The 19,832-nt window shown below is 71.0% G+C and carries 20 protein-coding genes; 11 read left to right on the top strand and 9 right to left on the bottom strand.

Annotated features, from left to right (window positions below; all coding sequences use genetic code 11):
* Nucleotides 1–59 precede the first annotated feature (59 nt).
* Nucleotides 60–1,865 (top strand): GMC family oxidoreductase N-terminal domain-containing protein, encoded by a 1,806-nt coding sequence (locus ACFY01_RS37315; protein WP_390740211.1) that lies wholly within the window; start codon nucleotides 60–62, stop codon nucleotides 1,863–1,865.
* A 117-nt stretch (nucleotides 1,866–1,982) separates the two neighbouring features.
* Here the strand turns inward: ACFY01_RS37315 and ACFY01_RS37320 are convergent, their stop codons facing one another.
* Nucleotides 1,983–3,020, bottom strand: a complete 1,038-nt coding sequence (locus ACFY01_RS37320; protein ID WP_390740212.1) for an LAETG motif-containing sortase-dependent surface protein — start codon at nucleotides 3,018–3,020, stop codon at nucleotides 1,983–1,985.
* Between the two features lie 555 nt (nucleotides 3,021–3,575).
* Entirely contained in the window at nucleotides 3,576–3,878 is a 303-nt protein-coding gene (locus ACFY01_RS37325) for a chorismate mutase (RefSeq protein WP_390740213.1), read from the bottom strand.
* 317 nt (nucleotides 3,879–4,195) lie between these two features.
* Between ACFY01_RS37325 and guaA the strand changes: the two genes are divergently transcribed.
* Nucleotides 4,196–5,773, top strand: coding sequence for a glutamine-hydrolyzing GMP synthase (guaA, locus tag ACFY01_RS37330; RefSeq protein WP_390740214.1), 1,578 nt, complete (start codon nucleotides 4,196–4,198; stop codon nucleotides 5,771–5,773).
* Nucleotides 5,774–5,797: 24 nt separating this feature from the next.
* On the opposite strand, the gene ACFY01_RS37335 is transcribed toward guaA, so the two are convergent.
* Nucleotides 5,798–6,265 carry a pyridoxamine 5'-phosphate oxidase family protein gene (locus ACFY01_RS37335; protein ID WP_390740215.1) on the bottom strand — a complete coding sequence of 156 codons (468 nt, stop codon included), beginning with the start codon at nucleotides 6,263–6,265 and terminating at the stop codon, nucleotides 5,798–5,800.
* A 139-nt stretch (nucleotides 6,266–6,404) separates the two neighbouring features.
* Between ACFY01_RS37335 and ACFY01_RS37340 the strand changes: the two genes are divergently transcribed.
* On the top strand, nucleotides 6,405–7,199 hold the full coding sequence (locus tag ACFY01_RS37340) for a class II aldolase/adducin family protein (protein ID WP_390740313.1): 795 nt from the start codon (nucleotides 6,405–6,407) through the stop codon (nucleotides 7,197–7,199).
* On the opposite strand, the gene ACFY01_RS37345 is transcribed toward ACFY01_RS37340, so the two are convergent.
* Nucleotides 7,192–8,082: a DUF4429 domain-containing protein gene (locus ACFY01_RS37345; RefSeq protein WP_390740216.1), complete on the bottom strand. Its 891-nt coding sequence runs from the start codon at nucleotides 8,080–8,082 to the stop codon at nucleotides 7,192–7,194. The genes ACFY01_RS37340 and ACFY01_RS37345 overlap by 8 nt on opposite strands.
* 155 nt (nucleotides 8,083–8,237) lie before the next feature.
* Between ACFY01_RS37345 and ACFY01_RS37350 the strand changes: the two genes are divergently transcribed.
* Together ACFY01_RS37350 and ACFY01_RS37355 are read left to right on the top strand one after the other, a co-directional pair.
* Nucleotides 8,238–9,515, top strand: a complete 1,278-nt coding sequence (locus ACFY01_RS37350; protein WP_390740217.1) for a hypothetical protein — start codon at nucleotides 8,238–8,240, stop codon at nucleotides 9,513–9,515.
* A gap of 154 nt (nucleotides 9,516–9,669) precedes the next feature.
* On the top strand, nucleotides 9,670–10,203 hold the full coding sequence (locus tag ACFY01_RS37355) for a DoxX family protein (RefSeq protein ID WP_390740218.1): 534 nt from the start codon (nucleotides 9,670–9,672) through the stop codon (nucleotides 10,201–10,203).
* A 7-nt stretch (nucleotides 10,204–10,210) separates the two neighbouring features.
* Here the strand turns inward: ACFY01_RS37355 and ACFY01_RS37360 are convergent, their stop codons facing one another.
* Both ACFY01_RS37360 and ACFY01_RS37365 read right to left on the bottom strand, forming a co-directional pair.
* The gene (locus ACFY01_RS37360; RefSeq protein ID WP_390740219.1) at nucleotides 10,211–10,456 is read right to left on the bottom strand and encodes a hypothetical protein; all 246 of its coding nucleotides are present in this window, start codon (nucleotides 10,454–10,456) and stop codon (nucleotides 10,211–10,213) included.
* Nucleotides 10,443–11,816, bottom strand: coding sequence for a PspC domain-containing protein (locus ACFY01_RS37365; RefSeq protein WP_390740220.1), 1,374 nt, complete (start codon nucleotides 11,814–11,816; stop codon nucleotides 10,443–10,445). The genes ACFY01_RS37360 and ACFY01_RS37365 overlap by 14 nt, the downstream gene beginning before the upstream one ends.
* Nucleotides 11,817–11,994: 178 nt before the next feature.
* Here ACFY01_RS37365 and ACFY01_RS37370 point away from each other — a divergent pair, with 178 nt between their 5' ends.
* Nucleotides 11,995–13,287: a PspC domain-containing protein gene (locus tag ACFY01_RS37370; protein WP_390740221.1), complete on the top strand. Its 1,293-nt coding sequence runs from the start codon at nucleotides 11,995–11,997 to the stop codon at nucleotides 13,285–13,287.
* Nucleotides 13,284–13,991: a LuxR C-terminal-related transcriptional regulator gene (locus tag ACFY01_RS37375; protein ID WP_390740222.1), complete on the top strand. Its 708-nt coding sequence runs from the start codon at nucleotides 13,284–13,286 to the stop codon at nucleotides 13,989–13,991. Before ACFY01_RS37370 ends, ACFY01_RS37375 begins: the two co-directional genes overlap by 4 nt.
* 27 nt (nucleotides 13,992–14,018) lie before the next feature.
* Here ACFY01_RS37375 and ACFY01_RS37380 read toward each other — a convergent pair whose 3' ends face one another.
* Nucleotides 14,019–14,876 (bottom strand): hypothetical protein, encoded by an 858-nt coding sequence (locus ACFY01_RS37380; protein ID WP_390740223.1) that lies wholly within the window; start codon nucleotides 14,874–14,876, stop codon nucleotides 14,019–14,021.
* Between the two features lie 173 nt (nucleotides 14,877–15,049).
* On the opposite strand from ACFY01_RS37380, the gene ACFY01_RS37385 reads away from it, so the two are divergent.
* Entirely contained in the window at nucleotides 15,050–16,285 is a 1,236-nt protein-coding gene (locus ACFY01_RS37385) for a histidine kinase (protein ID WP_390740224.1), read from the top strand.
* Nucleotides 16,273–16,923, top strand: a complete 651-nt coding sequence (locus ACFY01_RS37390; protein WP_390740225.1) for a response regulator — start codon at nucleotides 16,273–16,275, stop codon at nucleotides 16,921–16,923. The genes ACFY01_RS37385 and ACFY01_RS37390 overlap by 13 nt, the downstream gene beginning before the upstream one ends.
* Here the strand turns inward: ACFY01_RS37390 and ACFY01_RS37395 are convergent.
* Nucleotides 16,920–17,360, bottom strand: coding sequence for an ATP-binding protein (locus ACFY01_RS37395; protein WP_390740226.1), 441 nt, complete (start codon nucleotides 17,358–17,360; stop codon nucleotides 16,920–16,922). The genes ACFY01_RS37390 and ACFY01_RS37395 overlap by 4 nt on opposite strands.
* Before the next feature lie 82 nt (nucleotides 17,361–17,442).
* Between ACFY01_RS37395 and ACFY01_RS37400 the strand changes: the two genes are divergently transcribed.
* Nucleotides 17,443–18,303 (top strand): helix-turn-helix domain-containing protein, encoded by an 861-nt coding sequence (locus ACFY01_RS37400; protein WP_390740227.1) that lies wholly within the window; start codon nucleotides 17,443–17,445, stop codon nucleotides 18,301–18,303.
* The gene (locus tag ACFY01_RS37405; protein ID WP_390740228.1) at nucleotides 18,300–18,554 is read left to right on the top strand and encodes a DUF397 domain-containing protein; all 255 of its coding nucleotides are present in this window, start codon (nucleotides 18,300–18,302) and stop codon (nucleotides 18,552–18,554) included. The genes ACFY01_RS37400 and ACFY01_RS37405 overlap by 4 nt, the downstream gene beginning before the upstream one ends.
* Here ACFY01_RS37405 and ACFY01_RS37410 read toward each other — a convergent pair.
* Nucleotides 18,538–19,551, bottom strand: a complete 1,014-nt coding sequence (locus ACFY01_RS37410; RefSeq protein WP_390740314.1) for an NlpC/P60 family protein — start codon at nucleotides 19,549–19,551, stop codon at nucleotides 18,538–18,540. The two genes, ACFY01_RS37405 and ACFY01_RS37410, sit on opposite strands and share 17 nt — an antisense overlap.
* Nucleotides 19,552–19,832: the final 281 nt, after the last annotated feature.

The following is a 19,832-nucleotide window of genomic DNA, read 5'->3' on the forward strand; positions in this document are numbered from 1 at the left end:
CGCCAACCACCCCGCCAACCAGCCCGCCAGACAGCACCCGTTCTCGACGAGGAGAGCACGTGTCACAGGAGAACTCTGTCCGCACGCGGGACGACGCCGCGTACGACTACGACGTCATCGTGGTCGGGTCGGGATTCGGCGGGTCCGTGACCGCCCTCCGCCTCACCGAGAAGGGCTATCGCGTCGGCGTCCTGGAGGCAGGACGCCGCTTCACCCGGGAGTCCCTCCCCAAGAACTCCTGGGACCTGAAGAACTACCTCTGGGCCCCCAAGCTCGGCATGTACGGCATCCAGCGCATCCACCTGCTGGGCAACGTCATGGTCCTGGCGGGCGCGGGCGTCGGCGGCGGCTCCCTCAACTACGCCAACACCCTCTACGTACCGCCGAAAGCCTTCTTCGACGACCCCCAGTGGCGGGACATCACCGACTGGCAGGAGGAGCTGAAGCCGTACTACGACCAGGCGCGGCGCATGCTCGGCGTGCGGCTCAACCCGACGATGACCCCCTCCGACGTGCACCTGAAGGCGGCGGCGCAGCGGATGGGCGTCGGCGACACCTTCCACCTGGCGCCGGTCGGGGTGTTCTTCGGGGACGGCGAGGACGCCGACGGGACGGCGAAGGCCAAGCCGGGGGAGCCGGTCGCCGACCCCTACTTCGGCGGAGCGGGTCCGGACCGCAAAGCCTGCACCGAGTGCGGCGAGTGCATGACGGGCTGCCGGCACGGCGCCAAGAACACCCTCAACGAGAACTACCTCCACCTCGCCGAGAAGGCGGGCGCGGTCGTGCACCCCATGACGACCGTCATGTCCGTCACCGACGACTCGCGCGGCGGGTACGCGGTCGCCACCCTGCCGACGGACCAGAAGAAGAAGGGCAAGGGCCGCACCTTCACGGCCCGCCGGGTCGTCCTCGCAGCCGGCACCTACGGCACGCAGACGCTGCTGCACCGCATGAAGGCCCACGGCCAGCTGCCCCACCTCTCCGGCCGGCTGGGTGAGCTGACCCGCACCAACTCCGAGGCCCTGGTGGGCGCCCAGACGGACAACCGGCGCTACCGCAAGGCGCACGGCACGCCCAGGGCCGACTTCACGCGGGGCGTGGCGATCACGTCCTCCGTCCACCCGGACGAGAACACGCACATCGAGCCGGTCCGCTACGGCAAGGGCTCCAACGCGATGGGCGGCCTGTCCATCCTCCAGGTGCCCTACGCGGAGGGCTCCTCCCGTGTCCTGGCCTGGCTGACGAACGCGGCCCGGCACCCGCTGCTGGTCGCCCGCTCGCTCTCCAACCGCCGTTGGTCGGAGCGGACCATCATCGGCCTGGTGATGCAGTCGCTGGACAACTCACTGACGACGTACCTGAAGCCGGACGGCGTCGGCAAGGGCCTGCTGACCGCACGCCAGGGCCACGGCGCGCCCAACCCCAAGCAGATCAGGGCCGCTTCCGAGGCCGCCTCCGCGCTCGCCGCCGAGATCAACGGCTTCGCGGGCAGCAACGTCGGCGAGCTGATGGGCACCCCGCTCACCGCCCACTTCCTCGGCGGCTGCCCGATCGGCGACTCCCGCGAGACGGGCGTGATCGACCCGTACCACCGGCTGTACGGCCACCCCGGCATCTCGGTCGTCGACGGCGCGGCGGTCTCCGCGAACCTGGGCGTGAACCCCTCGCTGACCATCACCGCGCAGGCCGAGCGGGCGATGTCGTACTGGCCCAACAAGGGCGAGGCGGACCCGCGTCCGGCCCAGGGCCGGCCGTACGAGCGGCTGAAGCCGGTGGAGCCGGTGAACCCGGTGGTCCCGGCCGACGCGTTCGGCGCCCTGCGGCTGCCGTTCCTGGGGATACCGGCGGTGCCGCCGAAGAAGTAGAAGAAGGCGGGAGAAGTAGAAGAAGAGGGAGACGTAGAAGAAGTAAAAGAAGGACCTGCGCCCCCCTCCGAGCGCAGGTCCTTCTTTTGCCTTGCGGCGTGTTACCCAGGTACTCGCTTACGCGCCGGCCTGGGCCTTGCGCCGACGCACCGTGTACACCGCACCGGCACCGGCGACGACGGCGATACCGCCGACCAGGCCGATGACGGGCAGGGCGGAGCTGGAGCCGGTCTCGGCGAGGTTGCCGGTCGGCAGGTCGGAGACGTTGCCCTGCGGCTTCTTCACCGGGTCCTTGCTGCCCTTGTCGCTCGGGGTGGCGTCACCGGGCTCGGGGTTGGAGGCGCCGGCCTTCAGCACCTCGAAGTCGTACTGCGCCCAGCCCTCGGCGATGCAGTCCTGGCCCTCGACGTTGTCGAGGTAGGCGCCGGAGCCGAAGGAGTAGGCGTCACCGGCCGGGGCCTTGGCGTCGATGCTGACGCGCAGGTCGAGCGACTTGCTGGCGCCCGACTTCAGGCTCTCCACGTAGAAGAAGTAGTCGCCGGCCCAGTCGTCGGTGCCGATGCGGTCCCAGGTGCCGTCCTCGGGGTTCTTGAACTCCAGGTCGACGTACGGGCTCAGGTACTTGGACTCGTCGAGCTCGTAGTTCTCCACCTCGGCGTAGAAGGCGACGCCGTCGACGGTGGTCTTCGACTCGTTGGTGACGACCAGCTTGAAGCTGTGGAAGCCGTCGCCCGCGACGATCTTGCCCGGCAGGCCCTTGATGTCGGCGGACACCTTGGCGTCGCCGAAGTCCTCGTCGAGGTCCTCGCAGTACGGCACGTCGGGGTCCGGGTCCTCGCTCGGCTCGGCCGTGGTGGGCTCGGCCGTGGTGGGCGTGGCCGTGACCGACTGGGTCGGGGTGCCCGTCGCGCTGGTGGTGTCGGTGGGCACGGTGGTGCCGGTGGGCGTGCCGGTCTCGCTCGTGGGCGCCGTCGGCGTCGTGGGGGTGGTCGGCGTCTCCGTCGTCGGCGTCTCGGTGGGAGAGCCGGTCGCCGTCACCGTGTCGGTGGGGGTCGGCGTCGAGTCCTCCGCGAACGCGGCAGGCGCGGACAGCAGCGCGAGGGGGGCTATGGCAGCCGTCGCGGCCGCTGCGGCCATGGCACGGCGAAGCTTCATGAAGACCTCGGGAGTCCCGGGTGCTGTGGTGGCAGCACGGTTGGCGGAGGGTGGCTCCGCGTGTGGGGCGCGGGTGACCCTTGGTTTTGCTGTGGTGTTTGATCCACGAGGTCTGTGAAGGGTTGCACCGCTGCTCACAGAATTTTTATGTGGCCTGAGTCACAGGAATCACGGGAGTCGCACGACTCCAGGAGTCACAACTGTGGGGCCGTCGTGGGAACGGCATGACGAAGGGCCCCGCGGGACGGATCCGCGGGGCCCTTCTTCCGTCGGCACCGGCGTCAGGGCGGCGCCGGTGCTCTGGGTGTTCCGGCGGCCGGCCCCGGGCGTCCCCGGAGCCGGCCGTTCTCTTGGGTGACCGGTCTGCTGTCCCCTGCCGTCCGGTCACTTTGCCGGAGCGAGGTCCCACGGCGAACGGCACGATCCGTACGCCTCATCGCTCCGGCGAGCCACGCGTGGTTCTTACCGGGGCCGCCCCTGGCTGGCACGGACACCCGGACCAACGAAGCGGCCGACCGGGCGTCACGCGCCGTACGGGTGAGAGGCGGGGCGAACTCAGATGCGACCCCGGGACAGTTCGAGGAGGGTCATGGCGAGGGAGGTGCCGGGCTTGCCCAGGGCGTCCCTGTAACGGCCGAGGATCTCCATCTCCCGGGACAGGTGCACGCGCCGCCCGCCGGAGGCGATACGGGTCTGCTGCACGACGGCGGACACGGCCATCCGCTCCTGGATGAGGCCGATGATCCGGTCGTCTAGCGCGTCGATGCGTTCCCGGGCGTCCGCGATCGTCCGGTCCGCGCCGGTGGTCTGTTCCGCTGCGGTGGTCTGTTCCGCTGTGGTGGTGGCGGTGGTCGTCATGTCGGGGCTCCTCACGGAGGTGTACGGGTGGGGTGCCCCGGAGCGGCAGTGCCCGGGAAACGACAGGCGCCCCGGGCCTTGTCGGCCCGGGGCGCCTGGGAAGTCGCTTGGCGGTTCGCTCAAGCAGCACGACCATGGCAGCCGGCGGGCCGGGTGCCATAGGTAAAGAGGAAGGTCGTGTGCGCGAGCATGTGGCCAGTATGACACGGGTCCGGCACCGTCCGGCCCGTCCGGCGGTCGGAGACGGTGAGGGCGTCCACGGCCACCCCGGTAGACTCGGGAAGTACAGCCCTCGCCCAACCGCCGGAAGGCACCCCGTGTCATCAGCGAACCCCGCAGCCGCTCCCGACACCGTCCTGGTCGTCGACTTCGGTGCGCAGTACGCCCAGCTCATCGCCCGTCGCGTCCGCGAGGCGCGGGTCTACAGCGAGATCGTGCCGAGCACCATGCCGGTCCAGGAGATGCTCGCCAAGAACCCCGCGGCGATCATCCTCTCCGGCGGCCCCTCGTCCGTGTACGAGGAGGGCGCCCCCCGCCTCGACCGCGAGCTCTTCGAGGCCGGCGTCCCCCTCTTCGGCATGTGCTACGGCTTCCAGCTGATGGCGCAGACCCTCGGTGGCACGGTCGACAACACCGGCGCCCGCGAGTACGGCCGTACGGACCTGCACGTGTCGAAGTCGTCCTCGACCCTCTTCGAGGGCACCCCGGCCGAGCAGGCGGTCTGGATGTCGCACGGCGACGCCTGCTCCGCCGCCCCCGAGGGCTTCACCGTCACGGCCTCCACCGACGTCGTCCCGGTCGCCGCCTTCGAGGACGACGAGAAGAAGCTGTACGGCGTCCAGTACCACCCCGAGGTCATGCACTCCACGCACGGCCAGCAGGTGCTGGAGCACTTCCTGTACCGGGGCGCGGGCCTCAAGCCGGACTGGACCACCGGCAACGTGATCGAGGAGCAGGTCGCCGCGATCCGCGAGCAGGTCGGCGACAAGCGGGCCATCTGCGGCCTGTCCGGCGGTGTCGACTCCGCCGTGGCCGCCGCCCTCGTCCAGAAGGCCATCGGCTCCCAGCTGACCTGCGTCTACGTCGACCACGGCCTGATGCGCAAGGGCGAGACCGAGCAGGTCGAGAAGGACTTCGTCGCGGCCACCGGCGTCCAGCTGAAGGTCGTCGACGCCGAGGAGCGCTTCCTCACCGCGCTCAAGGGTGTCTCCGACCCCGAGGAGAAGCGGAAGATCATCGGGCGCGAGTTCATCCGCGTCTTCGAGCAGGCCCAGGCCGAGATCATCGCGGACGAGGGCCCGGCGGTCGAGTTCCTCGTCCAGGGCACCCTCTACCCCGACGTGGTCGAGTCCGGCGGCGGCACCGGCACCGCCAACATCAAGTCGCACCACAACGTCGGCGGCCTCCCCGAGGACCTGGAGTTCAAGCTCATCGAGCCGCTCCGCAAGCTGTTCAAGGACGAGGTCCGGATGGTCGGCCAGGAGCTCGGCCTGCCCGAGGAGATCGTCCAGCGCCAGCCGTTCCCCGGCCCCGGCCTCGGCATCCGCATCGTCGGCGAGGTCACCAAGGAACGCCTGGACCTGCTGCGCGAGGCCGACGCCATCGCCCGCGAGGAGCTGACGGCGGCCGGCCTCGACCGGGACATCTGGCAGTGCCCGGTGGTCCTGCTCGCGGACGTGCGCAGCGTCGGTGTCCAGGGCGACGGCCGCACCTACGGTCACCCGATCGTGCTGCGCCCGGTCTCCTCCGAGGACGCCATGACGGCCGACTGGTCGCGACTGCCGTACGACGTGCTCGCCCGCATCTCCACCCGGATCACCAACGAGGTCCGCGACGTCAACCGCGTCGTCCTCGACGTGACCTCCAAGCCGCCGGGCACCATCGAGTGGGAGTGATCACCTGCGTGGTCACCTGCGTGGTCACCTGCGCCTGATGCGGCGCGGGGGCTCACCGGGCTTCCAGACCTGGACGACCAGATACGTGTCGTCCTCGACGTAGGTCCGTACGACCTCCGTCAGCTCGGTGCGGAAGAGGTGGAACGGCTGCGGCGGTTCCGCCTCTTTCACGTACGCGTCCTTCGCCGCGCCGGCCTCCACCTCGATCGCCCGCCCGCTGATCCGTACGTCGCCCGTACCCGGGTCCGTACCCGGCCCCGGGTTCGACTGGAGCGCGAAACGCGGGTCGCGGCGCAGGTCGAGGGCCTTGAGCGAGTCCGGCATCATGCCCAGCCACAGCTCCCCGCCCAGGAAGCGGACCTCCAGGCCGGAGGTGCGGGGGGAGCCGTCCTTGCGCAGGGTGGCGAGGACATGATGGCGGTGCGCGCCGAAGCACTCCTGGACCGTCCCGGCGAACTCGGGCGCGGCGGTGCTGAAGGATTCCCAGGTCATACGGGCCAGTGTTCCGCCGATACCAGACGTCTTCTGTCGGGATTCGAGCCTGTGCGTCATCTTTACAGAACAGCGCTGCCCTTTTGCGCTGACCGGGGGTAACTTCCGGCCCGTGAGCAATCCCAGTGCCGCAGGCCCCCTGCACGGGCCCACCCCGCCCCCACCGCTGCCCACCGACCAGCTGCGGTTCTCCATGCCGCCGATGTTCGACTCGGTCGACGACGAACGCCGGCACCGGAAGGAAAGGCTCGCGGGCGCCCTGCGGATCTTCGGGCGGTCAGGCTTCGAGGACGGGGTGTCCGGGCACATCACCGCCCGCGACCCCGAGTACAGCAACTGCTTCTGGGTCAACCCGTTCGGGATCCCGTTCAAGCACGTCACCGTCAGCGACCTGGTCATGGCCAACCAGGACGGTCAGGTGATCGAGGGCCGCTACCACGTCAACCAGGCCGCGTTCACCGTGCACGCCCAGGTGCACGCCGCCCGCCCGGACGTCGTCGCCGTCGCCCACTGCCACTCGGTGCACGGCCGGGCCCTGTCCACGCTCGGCGACCTGCTCGACCCGATCACCCAGGAGAGCTGTGCCTTCTACGAGGACCACGCCCTGTACAACTCCTACACGGGCGTCGCCGTGGACGCCGAGGAGGGCCGCCGGATCGCGTCCGCGCTCGCCAGCCACAAGGCGCTGGTGCTGCGCAACCACGGGCTGCTGACCGTCGGCGACTCGGTGGACGCGGCGGCCTGGTGGTTCCTGTCCATGGAGCGGTCCTGTCAGGTGCAGCTGATGGCGAAGGCGGCGGGCCGACCGCTGCTCATCGACCACAAGCTGGCGGTGGCCACCCGTGAGCAGCTCGGCGGCGACCTGGTCGGCTGGATCAACTACCAGCCGCTGTGGCAGGACATCAGCCGCAGCGAACCCGACCTGCTCAGCTGAAGTCCCGCAGCACCGCCGCCTTGGTCATCGCGAACTCCTCGTCCGTCAGCACCCCGTCCCGGTGCAGCTCACCCAACTCCCTGAGCCGGCGCAGCAGTACGTCGTGCCGGTCGGCCGGCGCCGGTACGGTCGCCCCCGCCCGCGGCCACCCGTCGGTGTGCTCACCGCCGCCACGGGTGGAGGGGTGCGGCAGGCGCGCGGTGACGGCGGCCGCGACCAGGGCGGTGAGCAGGTCACGCCGGACGTTGCCCCACAGGTCGAGGGTGTAGGGGTCCCGCTCCGGCGGCAGCTTGGAGTACACCGTCTCCCGGGTGACGAACCGCAGGAAGCCGTCCTCGTACCCCGAGTTCGGCAGCCACTCGACCTGGGCCAGGTCGCCGATGCCGATGATCCGCGGCCCGGTGGCCCGCTTGACCCGGTCGGAGGTGTCCGCCCAGTCGATACGGACCTGGCCGCCGTCGAAGGAGACCGTGCCGTCGGAGGACCGCACCGACACCGGCACCGGCGGCCCCGCCAGCAGATAGGCCTTGGTGGGTTCCTTGGGGACCTGGTCCAGCAGCAGGGCGTGCCGGATCTCCTCGGCCACGTACTCCGCCACCCCGGAGCGGTCCGCGTCCACGGTCAGCCGGTAGGGGTCCGCCGCGTCCGGCAGCCGCCCGCCCGTCGCGTGCAGCAGCGGGTCGGCGCCCTCGCGCAGCCGCATGCGCAGCCGGCCGCGTTTGCGCTCGGGCACGTAGACGACGCCCGAGACGGCTTCCAGGGGAACCGTGATCTCCCCGTAGGTCTGGCGGAACAGCGGCACGGAACGGTGGAGTCCCGGCGTGATCCGGACCGTGCTGCCGTCGAAGGCCCAGGTCCCGTCGCGCTGGATGATCTCGGCCATATCGGAATTCTCGCAGCCGGGTCAACAGTGCGGGACCCGCTTCACCCGCGGTGACCACCTGCCGGACAGGGAGGGCGTGGTGTAGGGCACAATGCGTCGTCGCAGGGGTCGTGGGGTCGTGTGTCGTGGGGTCGTGGGGAAGGCGGGCATCGGGCGTGGCGGTGCAGGAGGCGAGACAGGGCGCGGACGCGGGCGTTCACGCGGGCGGCTGCGCCTGCGGGGACTGTCCGGTCGGGGCGCGTGAGGGGCACCGGCGGGCGGTCGCGGAATTCCTGCTGAAACGGGACGAGTTCGCGGCCGGGCAGGGCCTGCCGGTGGCGGTGGCCCACTCCGCGTCGGCGTCCCGGCAGTGGGTCTCCGAGGAGTTGACGCAGTCCGCCGAGGTGGTCGCCGAGCGCGGCCGGGTGGAGGGCGAGTCCTGGCTGGCCCGGCTGTGGGTGCGTACCGCGTGCGCGGTGTGGGCGGCCGTCTTCGCGCTGCTGCTGACCCAGTCGCTGACCGCGACCGGCACGGGCTGGACGAGTGCCCGCACCGCCGGGCTGCTCGCCGCGCTGGTGACGGGCGGGGCGCTGACCGCCGCGTCCTGGTTCCACCGGGCGCGCGGCGGGGCGCTGGCCCCCGTCGTCGGCGAGGACAACCGGATGTCCACCTCCCGTACCGTGGCCGCGGCCTGGGTGCTGTTCGTCGCCTACGCGGTACTGGTTCTGGCCGGCCGGCTGGCCGTCGCCTCCGGGCACGCCGAACGCGACGCGCTGATCTCCGGCCTCGACCTCGCGCGCGGGGCGGGCGTGGTGACCGTGCTCGCCGTGGTCTGCGGGATCGCGATGCTGGTCCGGCGGGTGGTCGGGACGCGGGTCACGGGGCAGCGGCTCCAGAAGGTGCGCGCGCACCGGCCGAGGGCGGCCGACCTGCTCACCGACGACGCCGGGCGGGGCACCTTCGCCGACATCCAGTACGTCGTGATCAGCGCCGTCGCCCTGCTGTTCGCCGCCGTCCGGCTCGCCCGCCGCCCCGACCAGCTGCCCGACCTGCCCTGGGGGCTGGCGGTGGTGGTGCTGGTGTCGGCGGCCACCTACCTGGCCGGCAAGTACGCGGAGGGCGGCCGTCCGGTGATCCACTCCGTGGTCCGCGCCCGCGAGGCGGGCGACCTGGACGGGCCGATCCGCACCGGCGACGACATCGAGATCCGCGGCACCGGCTTCGTCCCGCCCGGCGCCCAGACCGCCGACCGCCTCTCCCGCATGGTCGTCCGCATCGGCGCGGTCAACGTCCACGTCCCCCTGATCCCGGTCACCGGCGGCTTCAGCAACCCCACGGACACCGTGCTGACCGTCCCCGTACCGGTCGAGGTCGAGCCCGGATCGGTGGAGATCCAGGTGGTGACGGCGGCCGGTGTGGCCACCAACCGGTGCGTGGTCGAGGTGACCGAGTGACGCGAATACCGGTACACATCTGACCCATCCGGCTCATCAGACACTCCGCAGGAATTCGGAAAATTGTACGGGGTGGGGTTGAACGGGGCCGAGTTGCCGTACGTATCGTCTTGTTGAGGGTCCCCGGCACGGCGGGCGAGAGGCGGCTAGAGCGATGACTCACGGCATGCGTATCGATACACGGAGTTCCTATCGTGGCGGCGGTGGTCGGGACTGGCGGGATGCCGCCGGCCATTACGCGCTCCTTCCGCTGCGCGTCTTCCTCGGCGTCACCTTCATCTATGCCGGGCTGAACAAACTCACCGACAGTGCCTTCATGAAGTCCGGCGGCGCCGGCTCGATCGGCGACACCATGCGCTCGGTCCGGGACTCCGCGGCCATCCCGGCCCTGGTCGACCTGGCCCTGAAGAACCCCGTCGGCTTCGGCTACGGCATCGCCCTCGGCGAGCTGGCCGTCGGCATCGGCACCCTGATCGGCCTGCTCGCCCGCCTGGCCGCGCTCGGCGGCGCGCTGATCTCGCTCAGCCTGTGGCTGACGATCAGCTGGACCTCCAGCCCCTACTACTACGGCAACGACCTCGCCTACCTGATGGCCTGGCTGCCCCTCGTCCTCGCCGGCGCACCGTACCTCTCCCTGGACGCGGCCCTGCGAGCGAGGCGACGGCAGAACACCGGAGACCTGGTCTAGCCGTGGTCTAGCCGAGCATGTCGGCCCCGGCGGCTTCGGCCGCCTTCGCGGCTCCCCGGGCGCGCCGTCTGCGTATGCTCCCGGTCAGCGTGCCCACCGCGCCCGCCAGGCACAGGCCGCCCACGACGACGGGTATGCCCGCGAACCACGGGGCGTCCCAGGCGCCGCCCGCGTCACCGGCGTAGATCGCGCCCGCGACGGTGAGGAAGAGACCGGCGACCAGCTTCCCCGGCTGGAACTCATGACGCAGCACGGGTGACCTCCACCTGCCCCACACCGACCTGGACGTCGATGTCGAGCGTGCCGGTGTTCTTGCCGCCCGTCTTCGGCGACAGCGTCACGTCCTTGTGCCTGTCCGGCTTCACGTCCACGTCCTTCCTGTCGTCCCCCGGCAGCCGGATGTCGCCCACACCGACGTCGATGTGCATCTTCACGGTCGCGTCCGGCGGCGCGATCACCTTCAGCTGTCCCGCACCGACCTCGGCCTCCGTCTCCAGCGTCTGCCCCTTGCCGGGCCGCACCCGGCTCAGGTCGAGGGTGCCGACGCCCGTGCCGAGGTCGTACTTGCGCTGCACGTCACCGGCGGTGGCGGGCGTCCACGACGTGCGTATCCAGTGCGTGGTGATGTTCTTCGGCAATGCCGCCGTGCCGACCAGCAGAGCCGCCGTCACGATCGCCAGGAACACCGATCCGGCCCCTGTCCGCCCCAGGAAGGCGCTGACCGCTATACCGAGTCCGAAGACGACCAGCGCGCAGGCCAGGCCGGTCTGGAGGCTGGTGGCGAGCGGATGCTCCTCCCATGTCGCGCCGGTGCCCAGGCCCCCGGCCAGCAGAGCGAGCAGGAAGACCCAGCCGCCGATCCAGCGGGGGCCGCGCGGCCTGGCGGGCGGGGTGTGCCGAGCGCGTGTGTCGTCGTAGGCGAGCGGGGAGTCGCCGCGGGCGATGTTGACCGCCGCCGCGACATCGCGGTCCCGCGCGTCACCGGGGCCCCACAGATAGCCGGTGCCGCCGACGTGCGTGCCGTCCTTGACGATCGGGTCGCGCCACCACGACGGGTACGCGACGGCGACCGGTGGGGCCTGGGCCTCCGGGGGGGCGTCGGCGACGGCCTGCGCGGCCAGCGGATCGGGATCGGGGGCGTCGCGCCGCCGCGACCAGTACCCGGCGCCGGCCAGGAGCAGGGAGAGGACCACGGCGAAGGTGAGCACCGCGCCGTTCTTCAGCATGGTCAGGAAGACCCCGCACCCGACCAGGGCGAACAGCACGGCGGCCAGCGCCTGTCCGTCCACCCGGCCGGTCAGCAGCTTGCGGACCTCGTTCTCCTCGTCGTCCTCGTACGGCACGAAGAGCCAGGCGAAGCCGTAGAAGATGAGTCCGATGCCGCCGGACGCGGCCAGCACCGCGAGGGTGATCCGGAAGATCACGGGATCCATGTCGGTGTGCCGGCCGAGCCCCGCGCACACACCCGAGATCAACTTGGCCCGCCGGTCGCGCCGGAACCTGCGGGGCGCCTCGGCCGCGGCGGGCGCGGCATCCGTCGGCCCGGCGCCCTGGCTGGGGCTCGGGCCGGGGCCGGGTCCCGGACCCGTCGCGGCGTGGTGGTGTTGCGTCATGCGTCCATGGTGACGGGCGGGCCGCCGCGGCGGCAGTCGGTACGACCCTGGACGAACCCTGATATCGGCCCTGAGACGGCGCCCGTGAGGTGTTCGACGGACAGATTTCCGAAGATCAGGGCTGTCTCGGGGCTGGACCCTGATGCCCCGCTGCTCCGGCCGTGTGACCATCGTTGGCATGCCGGAAGCCGCAGCAGTGCCCCACGACGACCCGCGGCCCCTGCGCAAGCTCTACCGCAGCAGCGACGGCCGCTGGCTCGGTGGTGTGGCGCGGGGCCTCGCCGGGCATCTCGGGCTGCCCGTCATCTGGGTGCGGCTCGTGTTCGCGGGCCTGTTCCTGGCCGACGGCCTCGGTGCGCTGCTGTACGCGGCGTTCTGGTTCTTCGTCCCGCTCGGTGTCGGCGGCGTCGGCGACCAGCGGCCCCCGTCCCTGGTCGGTACGGAGACCGCGCCGGACGGCCGGCGCAGACTCGTCGCCCGCAGACCGGACCGGGGACAGATCGTCGCCCTGCTCCTCATGGTCGCCGTGGCCGTGGTCTTCGTGGGCAGCGTCAACCTCGGCAGCGCGGCCAAGGCGTACCTCATCCCCGCCGTCCTGGTCGGCGGGGGTGTCGCCCTCGTCTGGCGCCAGGCGGACAACGCCCGCCGGGCCCGTTGGGTCGAGGTCGGCAGACGCCGCCGCACCCTCACACTCCTGCGCGCGGTCGCCGGTGTCCTGCTCGTCACCGCCGGCGTCTCCGGCATGTTCGTGCTCCAGGGCTCCGCCGCCCACCTCGGCTCCGTCCTCCAGGCCGCCCTCGCGGTCCTCGTCGGCATAACGCTGCTCGCCGGTCCCTACCTCGTCCGCATGACGCAGGACCTCTCCGAGGAACGCCTGATGCGCATCCGCGCCCAGGAGCGCGCCGAGGTCGCCGCGCACGTCCACGACTCCGTGCTGCACACCCTGACCCTGATCCAGCGCAACGCGGAGAACGCGGGCGAGGTGCGCCGCCTGGCCCGCGCCCAGGAGCGCGACCTGCGCGCCTGGCTCTACAAGCCCGAGGGCAACGGCAAGGACGAGGCCGACGAACCGGCCACCCTCGCCGAGGCGGTCAAGCGCAACGCCGCCGAGGTGGAGGACAAGCACGGCGTCCCCATCGAAGTCGTCGTGGTCGGCGACTGTCCGCTCGACGAACGGATCGGCCCGCAGATGCAGGCCGCGCGCGAAGCGATGGTGAACGCGGCCAAGTACGGTGGCGAGGGCGGTGCCGTGCAGGTCTACGCCGAAGTCGAGGGCAGGACGGTCTTCGTGTCCGTCCGCGACCGCGGCCCGGGCTTCGACCTCGACTCGATACCCGCCGACCGCATGGGTGTCAGAGAATCGATCATCGGCCGCATGGAGCGCAACGGCGGCACGGCCCGGCTGCGGGCGGTGCCGGACGGCGGCACGGAGGTCGAGCTGGAGATGGAGAGGGCGGAGAAGACGTCATGAGCGACGCGACCGAGGCGAACGGCACGGCGGGGGCGGCGGGGGAGCGCCGGGTGCGCGTGGTCCTCGTCGACGACCACCGTATGTTCCGTACGGGCGTCCAGGCCGAGATCGGCCGGACCGAGGAGACCGGCGTCGAGGTCGTCGGCGAGGCCGCCGACGTCGACCAGGCGGTCACGGTGATCACCGCGACCCGGCCCGAGGTGGTCCTCCTCGACGTCCACCTCCCCGGCGGCGGCGGGGTCGAAGTGCTGCGCCGCTGCGCCGCGTTGATGGCCGACGCCGAGCAGCCGGTCCGCTTCCTCGCCCTGTCCGTCTCGGACGCGGCCGAGGACGTGATCGGCGTGATCCGCGGCGGCGCCCGGGGCTACGTCACCAAGACGATCACCGGCACGGATCTGATCAACTCCATCTTCCGGGTCCAGGAGGGCGACGCGGTCTTCTCCCCGCGACTGGCCGGCTTCGTCCTCGACGCCTTCGCCTCCACCGACGCCCCACCCGTCGACGAGGACCTCGACCGCCTCACCCAGCGCGAGCGAGAGGTACTCCGCCTCATCGCCCGCGGCTACGCCTACAAGGAGATCGCCAAGCAGCTCTTCATCTCCGTCAAGACGGTCGAGTCCCATGTCTCGGCGGTCCTGCGCAAACTCCAGCTGTCCAACCGCCACGAGCTGACCCGCTGGGCTACGGCGCGGCGGCTGGTGTGAGCGTCTCGTTGCCCCGAGAAGAGGGTGTCAGCGTGGGCGGAAGAGATAGGCGAGGTTGAGGACCACCAGCCCAGCCCAGGAGACCAGCACCGTGGTCCCGCCGGAAGTGAAGATCGTCGCGACGGTGCCGAGGACCAGCGAGGCGAGTACGACTCTGAGCTCGGCCCTGCGGTCGCGGGCCGCAGCCCGCTGGAGGGGGCCGGGCTCCGCCAGCCGCTCGGCGTACAACTCGTCGAACGACGCGGCGACATGATCGTCGATCCGGTCCCCGAGCCGTTCGACGAACAGGTCCATGATGGTGTTCTCGCTGTCGCCTTCCGGGGTCTCGGCGCGCTTGGGGTGCTCGGCCGGCGCCGGGGGTTGCTGGGGCATGGTGGTCTCCTCCTGTGATGTGGGCGGGGGGAATCCGGGGTGGAAGGGAGCGGCGGCCAGCGCGACGCACAGGGCCGCCATCGGTAGTTCCGCGACAGCGGCCATCGCGATCGCCGCGGCGAGTTCGGCCCCGGGGGCCGCGGTGACGACGTCGAACCAGGCGTCGACGACCAGCAGCGCGGCGGTCGCCGCCGCGGTGAGCGAGCGCCGAGGATCCCGGCGCAGCAGCAGTACCCCGGTGGCGGCCAGCCCCAGGGCCTCCAGCGCATCCAGCCCGACCCATGCGGCCGACCAGTGAGGGACGCTGGTCGTGGCGGGCAGCGAGATCGCCAGCACCAGAAGCCAGGGCAGCATCGCGATGCCGCACCCGATCAACGCGATGCCGGACCACCGCGTCCTGCCGCTCATCCCTTGCTCACGCGGACCAGCGGTGCGCGGGAAGGAGAGCACGTCCGCGAGGCCGACGGCCGGTGCGTCCGCAGCGTCGCGGACTGCCGAATCGACAAGGGCCATGGGGATGCGTCTCCTCCTGATACCGGCTGCGTGCCTTACATGGACAAGCCTTCCTGCGGTGCGCGCCCGAGTCGGTAACGCGAAGGTCCGACTTGGGGGTGGCACCAGCTTCACCATCGATCCGGTAGCACGGTGCATGGCATGTCCATAACCTGGCGCTTTACCGTCGAGCCATGAGGATTTCCCGGACGCTGCGACGCGCCTCTCTTCGAGCGCGGCGGGACACCGGTTTCGTGGCAGTCGGGATTCCGCTGCACCTTGCCCTGGTGCCGCTGTGGTCCTGGGGCGTGACCGCCGTCGTGGAGGCGAACGCGTGGGCCGTGGTCCCGATGCCGTTCGCGCTGTTCCTCGTCGGCGTCCCGACGCTCACCGTTGTTCAACGACACCGTTATCGAGCGTTACTCGGTGTGGACGTCCCCCGGCTGACGCCGACGCCGGAACGATGGTGGCCGAAGCGTGCCCTGCGGTGGCTGTCGTCGACCCAGACCTGGCGGCAGGCCGGATACCACCTCCTGCTCGGGCCGTTGCTGGCGGTACTCGAGCTGCTGGCGCTTGCGGCGTGGGCCGTAGGCGTGGCTGGCACCACCGTGTACGGGTGGAGCTGGGTGCTGCCGAAGCAAGTAGGGCAAGTACCTCTGATGTGGTTCGGTTTGTACTGCACCGTCGGTGGCGTCGTGCTGCTGTGCGGCGCGCCCTGGCTGGCCGGTGCGACGGCCCGGGCCGAGGCCCGACTCGCGCTCGCGCTGCTGGGGCCCAGCCGGAACCAGCGGCTTCAGCAGCGTGTCGAACGCCTGGCTGAAAGCCGCACGGATCTGATCGAAGCCGTCGACACCGAGCGCCGCCGCATCGAACGCGATCTCCACGACGGCACCCAGCAGCGCCTGGTCTCCCTCGCGGTCAATCTCGGCCTGGCCAAGGCCACCCTCACCGACCTGCCGGACGATGCCCGCACCGTGATCGACGAGGCGCACCGGGAGGCGAAGGAGGCCATCGCCGAACTCAACGAACTCGTCCGCGGGTTGCATCCCGCGGTCCTCGAAGACCGCGGGCTGGACGCGGCGCTCTCCGGCCTGGCTGCCCGGATACCGTTGCCGGTACGCCTACGAGTCGACATCGAGGAGCGCGCAGCGCCCACCGTGGAGTCGATCGCCTACTTCGTGGTCTCCGAGGCGCTGACCAACGTCACCAAGCACGCCCGCGCCACGCGTGCGGAGGTGACCGTCGAACGGATCAGGAAGGTGCTGCGCGTGAACGTCACCGACGACGGGATCGGCGGTGCCGACGCCTCCGCCGGCAGCGGGCTGAGCGGACTGGCCAAACGCGTCGGCTCCGTCGACGGATCGTTCCGCATCAGCAGCCCCGCCGGGGGCCCGACCACCATCGCCGTGGAGCTGCCGTGCGAGCCGTGATCGCCGAGGACTCGGTGCTGCTGCGCGTCGGGCTCGTCAAGGTGCTCGAGATGGCCGGATTCGAGATCGCAGCCGACGTGGATGACGCGGACGCGCTGTTGACCGCGGTCGAGCAGCACCGGCCCGAACTCGCCCTGGTCGACGTCCGGATGCCACCGGGCTTCACCGACGAGGGAGTGCGTGCCGCGCTGGTGATCCGCCGCCAATGGCCCGGGACGGCGGTGGTCCTGCTCTCGCAGTACGTGGAGGAGCGGTACGCGGCCGATCTGCTGACCGCCAACACCAGCGGGGTCGGCTACCTGCTCAAGCAACGAGTCGCCGACGTGGAGGAGTTCATCACCGCCGTGCGGCGGGTCGCTGACGGTGGCACGGCGCTGGACCCCGAGGTCGTCGCCCAGTTGCTGCTGCGCCGCCACAGCGACCCGTTGGAGCGGCTGACACCGCGTGAACGGGAGGTGCTGGCGCTGATGGCCGAGGGACGCTCCAACGCCGGGATCGCCGAGGCCCTGGTGGTCAGCGACAGCGCGGTCGCCAAACACATCAACAACATCTTCGCCAAACTCGACCTGCCCACCGCCGACGCCGACCATCGACGCGTCCTCGCCGTGCTGAGATTCCTCGGCGCGTCCCCGGCCTAACAGCCCGGACCGATGTCGAGTTCGAACCACACCTCCTTGCCGACGCCGCACTCCCTGCCTGCTGCGCCCCAGCCGCCCGCCAGGGCCGCCACCAGCGTGAGCCCCCGGCCCGACTCGTCGTCGGGGGAGGCCGTGCCCGGGGTTGGGAGGGTTGCGCTCGCGTCCGTCACCGTTACGCGGAGGCGGTCCTCCGTGACCACGCAGCGGGCCCAGATCTCGCGGCCGGCCGGGGCCTTCGCGTGGCGGTACGCGTTCGTCATCAGCTCGCTCAGGAGGAGTACCGCCGTGTCCGTCACGTCCTGAGGGAGCCCCCAGGACGCTGCCTGTTCGCGGAACAGCGCGCGTGCCCTGCCCACGCTTCGGGCGTGACGCGGCAGTCGCCACTCGATGTCCTTCGGGGCGGCCGTCGTGGGGAGTGGGGGCCACGGGGTCTGCATGCGCTGTTCATCCCTTGCGTGGAAGTTCTGACGTTCTGCCAGATCACGGTCTCGGGTTGTGCCTAGCCTCACGAGTAGCGGCATGGGTACGGCGAGCGACGTACCCGGCGTGGACCCGGCGGAGGTGTGCGTGTCGACAGAGGTGAACTCCCAGCCGCCGATCGCCTGGCGGTACTGCGGCAGCCAGATCAAGATGTGGCGTGCGGAGGCAGGCGTCGGGCGGGAGGCGCTGGCCAAGGAGGCCGGTTACGACTATGAGTACGTCAAGTCGATGGAGAACGGCCGCCGTCGGCCCACGCTCCGGTTCTTGCAGGTCGCTGATCAGGTGTGCGGGGCGGGTGGGAAGCTCGTTGCCGCGCAGGAGTACCTGAAGCCGGAGCCGTTTCCAACGTTCTCGCAGGACTTCATCCGGTATGAGTCCGAGGCCATCTCGCTGAGCTCGTACGAGCCGTTGCTCATTCCCGGACTTCTGCAGACGGAGGACACCGCCCGCTCCCTGCTCAAGGCTCACTGGCCGCCCCTGGATGACGAAACGGTCGAGGAGCGTGTGACAGCCCGGCTCAAGCGGCAGGATCTTCTGGCGAAGCAGACCCGATCTTTCAGCTTTGTCATCGGTGAGTCGGCGCTGCGGAACAAGGTCGGAGGGACGGATGCGCACTTGCGTCAGTTGCGGCACCTACTGGCCGTGGCCGAGCAGCGGAACGTGACCGTGCAGGTGCTGCCGATCGTGGGTGCGCATCCGGGGCTCAACGGGCCGCTCGTCTTGCTGGAGACATCGGAACACGAGCACCTTGGATACGAAGAGGGGCAGACGACCGGCGTGCTCTACTCGGACCCAGATCGCGTCAGCGTCGCCACCCAGCGCCATGCGATGATCCTTCGGCAGGCGCTGAGTCTTTTGGAATCCGCGCGATTCATCGGCAAGGTGGCGGAGGGGCAATGAACATGGACCTGCAGTGGTTCAAGTCAAGCTACAGCGGCACCGAAGGTGGCAATTGCCTCGAAGCCGCCCTCGACTGGCGAAAGTCCAGCTACAGCGATGATCAGGGCGGCAACTGCCTCGAAGTCGCCCCCTGCCCCCACACCATCCATGTCCGGGACTCGAAGCTCGGCCCCGACAGCCCCCAGTTCACGGTGACCGGACCCGCCTGGGCCGCGTTCATCGCCTCGGCGGCCCTCACGCCACCCGCGTAGCCCCCGCGAACGGCATCTCGTCGACAGGCGCCAACCGCACCGGCGCGGACGGGTTCGGGGCGTGGATCATCTGGCCGTTGCCCACGTAGATGCCGACGTGGCTTATGCCGGAGTAGAAGAAGACCAGGTCACCCGGGGCGAGTTCGGACCGTGAGACACGGCGGCCCGCGTTGATCTGGGCGTAGGTCGTGCGGGGCAGAGAGATGCCCGCGGAGCGGTACGCGGCCTGGGCCAGGCCTGAGCAGTCGAAGGCGTTGGGGCCTGTGGCGCCCCAGACGTAGGGGCTGCCGAGGGCCCGGTAGGCGTAGGCGACGGCCGCCGCGGCGCGTGAGTTGGGGGCCGCCGCCGGGGTGGCCTCGTCCGCGGCCGGAGGGGCTGACGCGCGGTCCTGCGAGGGCAGTTGGGACAGCAGCCGGCGCGCCTCGGCCAGCTTCTCGGTGACGGACTTCTTCTGCCGCTTCAGCTCCGCCTGCCGGGACCTGAGTGACCGCAGCTCGACGTGGGCGGCGCCCCGCAGCTGCTCGATCTCCCGCATCCGCTTCCGTACCCGCGCCACGGCGTGCGCCTGGCGGTCGCCGGCCCGTTCGGCGAACGCGGCCCCGTCCAGGTACTGGTCGGGGTCGTCGGACAGGGCCAGTTGCAGTGCGGGGTCGATGCCGCCGCCGCGGTACTGCGCCGTGGCGATCGAACCGAGCGCGTCGCGGGCCGAGTTCAGCTTCTCCTGTTTGCGGGCGGCCTGGTCCCGCAGCGTGTTCAGTCGTCGCTGGGCCGTGTCCGCCTGCTCCTGCGCGCCGTTGTACTTCTCGGTGGCGACCTCCGCCTCCTGGTACAGCTTGTCCACCTTGGCCTTGACCTCGGCCGGTGTCAGCTGCGGCGCGGCGTGCCCGGTGCCGTCGAAGCCCGTCGCGGTCGCCGCGCCCGCCAGGGCGATGGTGACCGCCGTCCGGGCGGTGTTGCCGCTGAGCGGGCGCTGTCTGGGCTTGCGGTGCGCTGCCACCTGGACCGTCACGTCCTCTCGTAGGACCGCCGTGGGGAGCGGTTCACGCGCCCGGCGGCGGCCCGCACAGGGGCAACGGGCCGCCGCCGGACCTTTCTCGGCGGTGGTGTCCGACTGCCGCCCCTGGCCCGGGCGGCGGTGGGGAGCCGGTCACCTGGTGGAGGACGCTAAACCCGACTGTGACGGGGTGGTAACGCGATGTACGCAACTGAACCCACCGGACCGTCGGATGTCCGCACCTGACCGAGCCCCGGGCCCACAGTCGCCGCCTTCGGGCGATG

Origin of the sequence: Streptomyces sp. NPDC001480 (genome assembly GCF_042894725.1) — a bacterium.
Taxonomy (GTDB): Bacteria; Actinomycetota; Actinomycetes; order Streptomycetales; family Streptomycetaceae; genus Streptomyces.

Coding starts and splice junctions, on each gene's coding strand:
- ACFY01_RS37400 (WP_390740227.1), top strand. CDS start 17,443: ATGGGTACGGCGAGCGACGTACCCGGCGTGGACCCGGCGGAGGTGTGC.
- ACFY01_RS37335 (WP_390740215.1), bottom strand. CDS start 6,265: ATGACCTGGGAATCCTTCAGCACCGCCGCGCCCGAGTTCGCCGGGACG.
- ACFY01_RS37320 (WP_390740212.1), bottom strand. CDS start 3,020: ATGAAGCTTCGCCGTGCCATGGCCGCAGCGGCCGCGACGGCTGCCATA.
- ACFY01_RS37365 (WP_390740220.1), bottom strand. CDS start 11,816: ATGACGCAACACCACCACGCCGCGACGGGTCCGGGACCCGGCCCCGGC.
- ACFY01_RS37395 (WP_390740226.1), bottom strand. CDS start 17,360: ATGCAGACCCCGTGGCCCCCACTCCCCACGACGGCCGCCCCGAAGGAC.
- ACFY01_RS37380 (WP_390740223.1), bottom strand. CDS start 14,876: ATGGCCCTTGTCGATTCGGCAGTCCGCGACGCTGCGGACGCACCGGCC.
- ACFY01_RS37355 (WP_390740218.1), top strand. CDS start 9,670: ATGACTCACGGCATGCGTATCGATACACGGAGTTCCTATCGTGGCGGC.
- ACFY01_RS37325 (WP_390740213.1), bottom strand. CDS start 3,878: ATGACGACCACCGCCACCACCACAGCGGAACAGACCACCGCAGCGGAA.
- ACFY01_RS37370 (WP_390740221.1), top strand. CDS start 11,995: ATGCCGGAAGCCGCAGCAGTGCCCCACGACGACCCGCGGCCCCTGCGC.
- ACFY01_RS37345 (WP_390740216.1), bottom strand. CDS start 8,082: ATGGCCGAGATCATCCAGCGCGACGGGACCTGGGCCTTCGACGGCAGC.
- ACFY01_RS37385 (WP_390740224.1), top strand. CDS start 15,050: ATGAGGATTTCCCGGACGCTGCGACGCGCCTCTCTTCGAGCGCGGCGG.
- ACFY01_RS37375 (WP_390740222.1), top strand. CDS start 13,284: ATGAGCGACGCGACCGAGGCGAACGGCACGGCGGGGGCGGCGGGGGAG.
- ACFY01_RS37405 (WP_390740228.1), top strand. CDS start 18,300: ATGAACATGGACCTGCAGTGGTTCAAGTCAAGCTACAGCGGCACCGAA.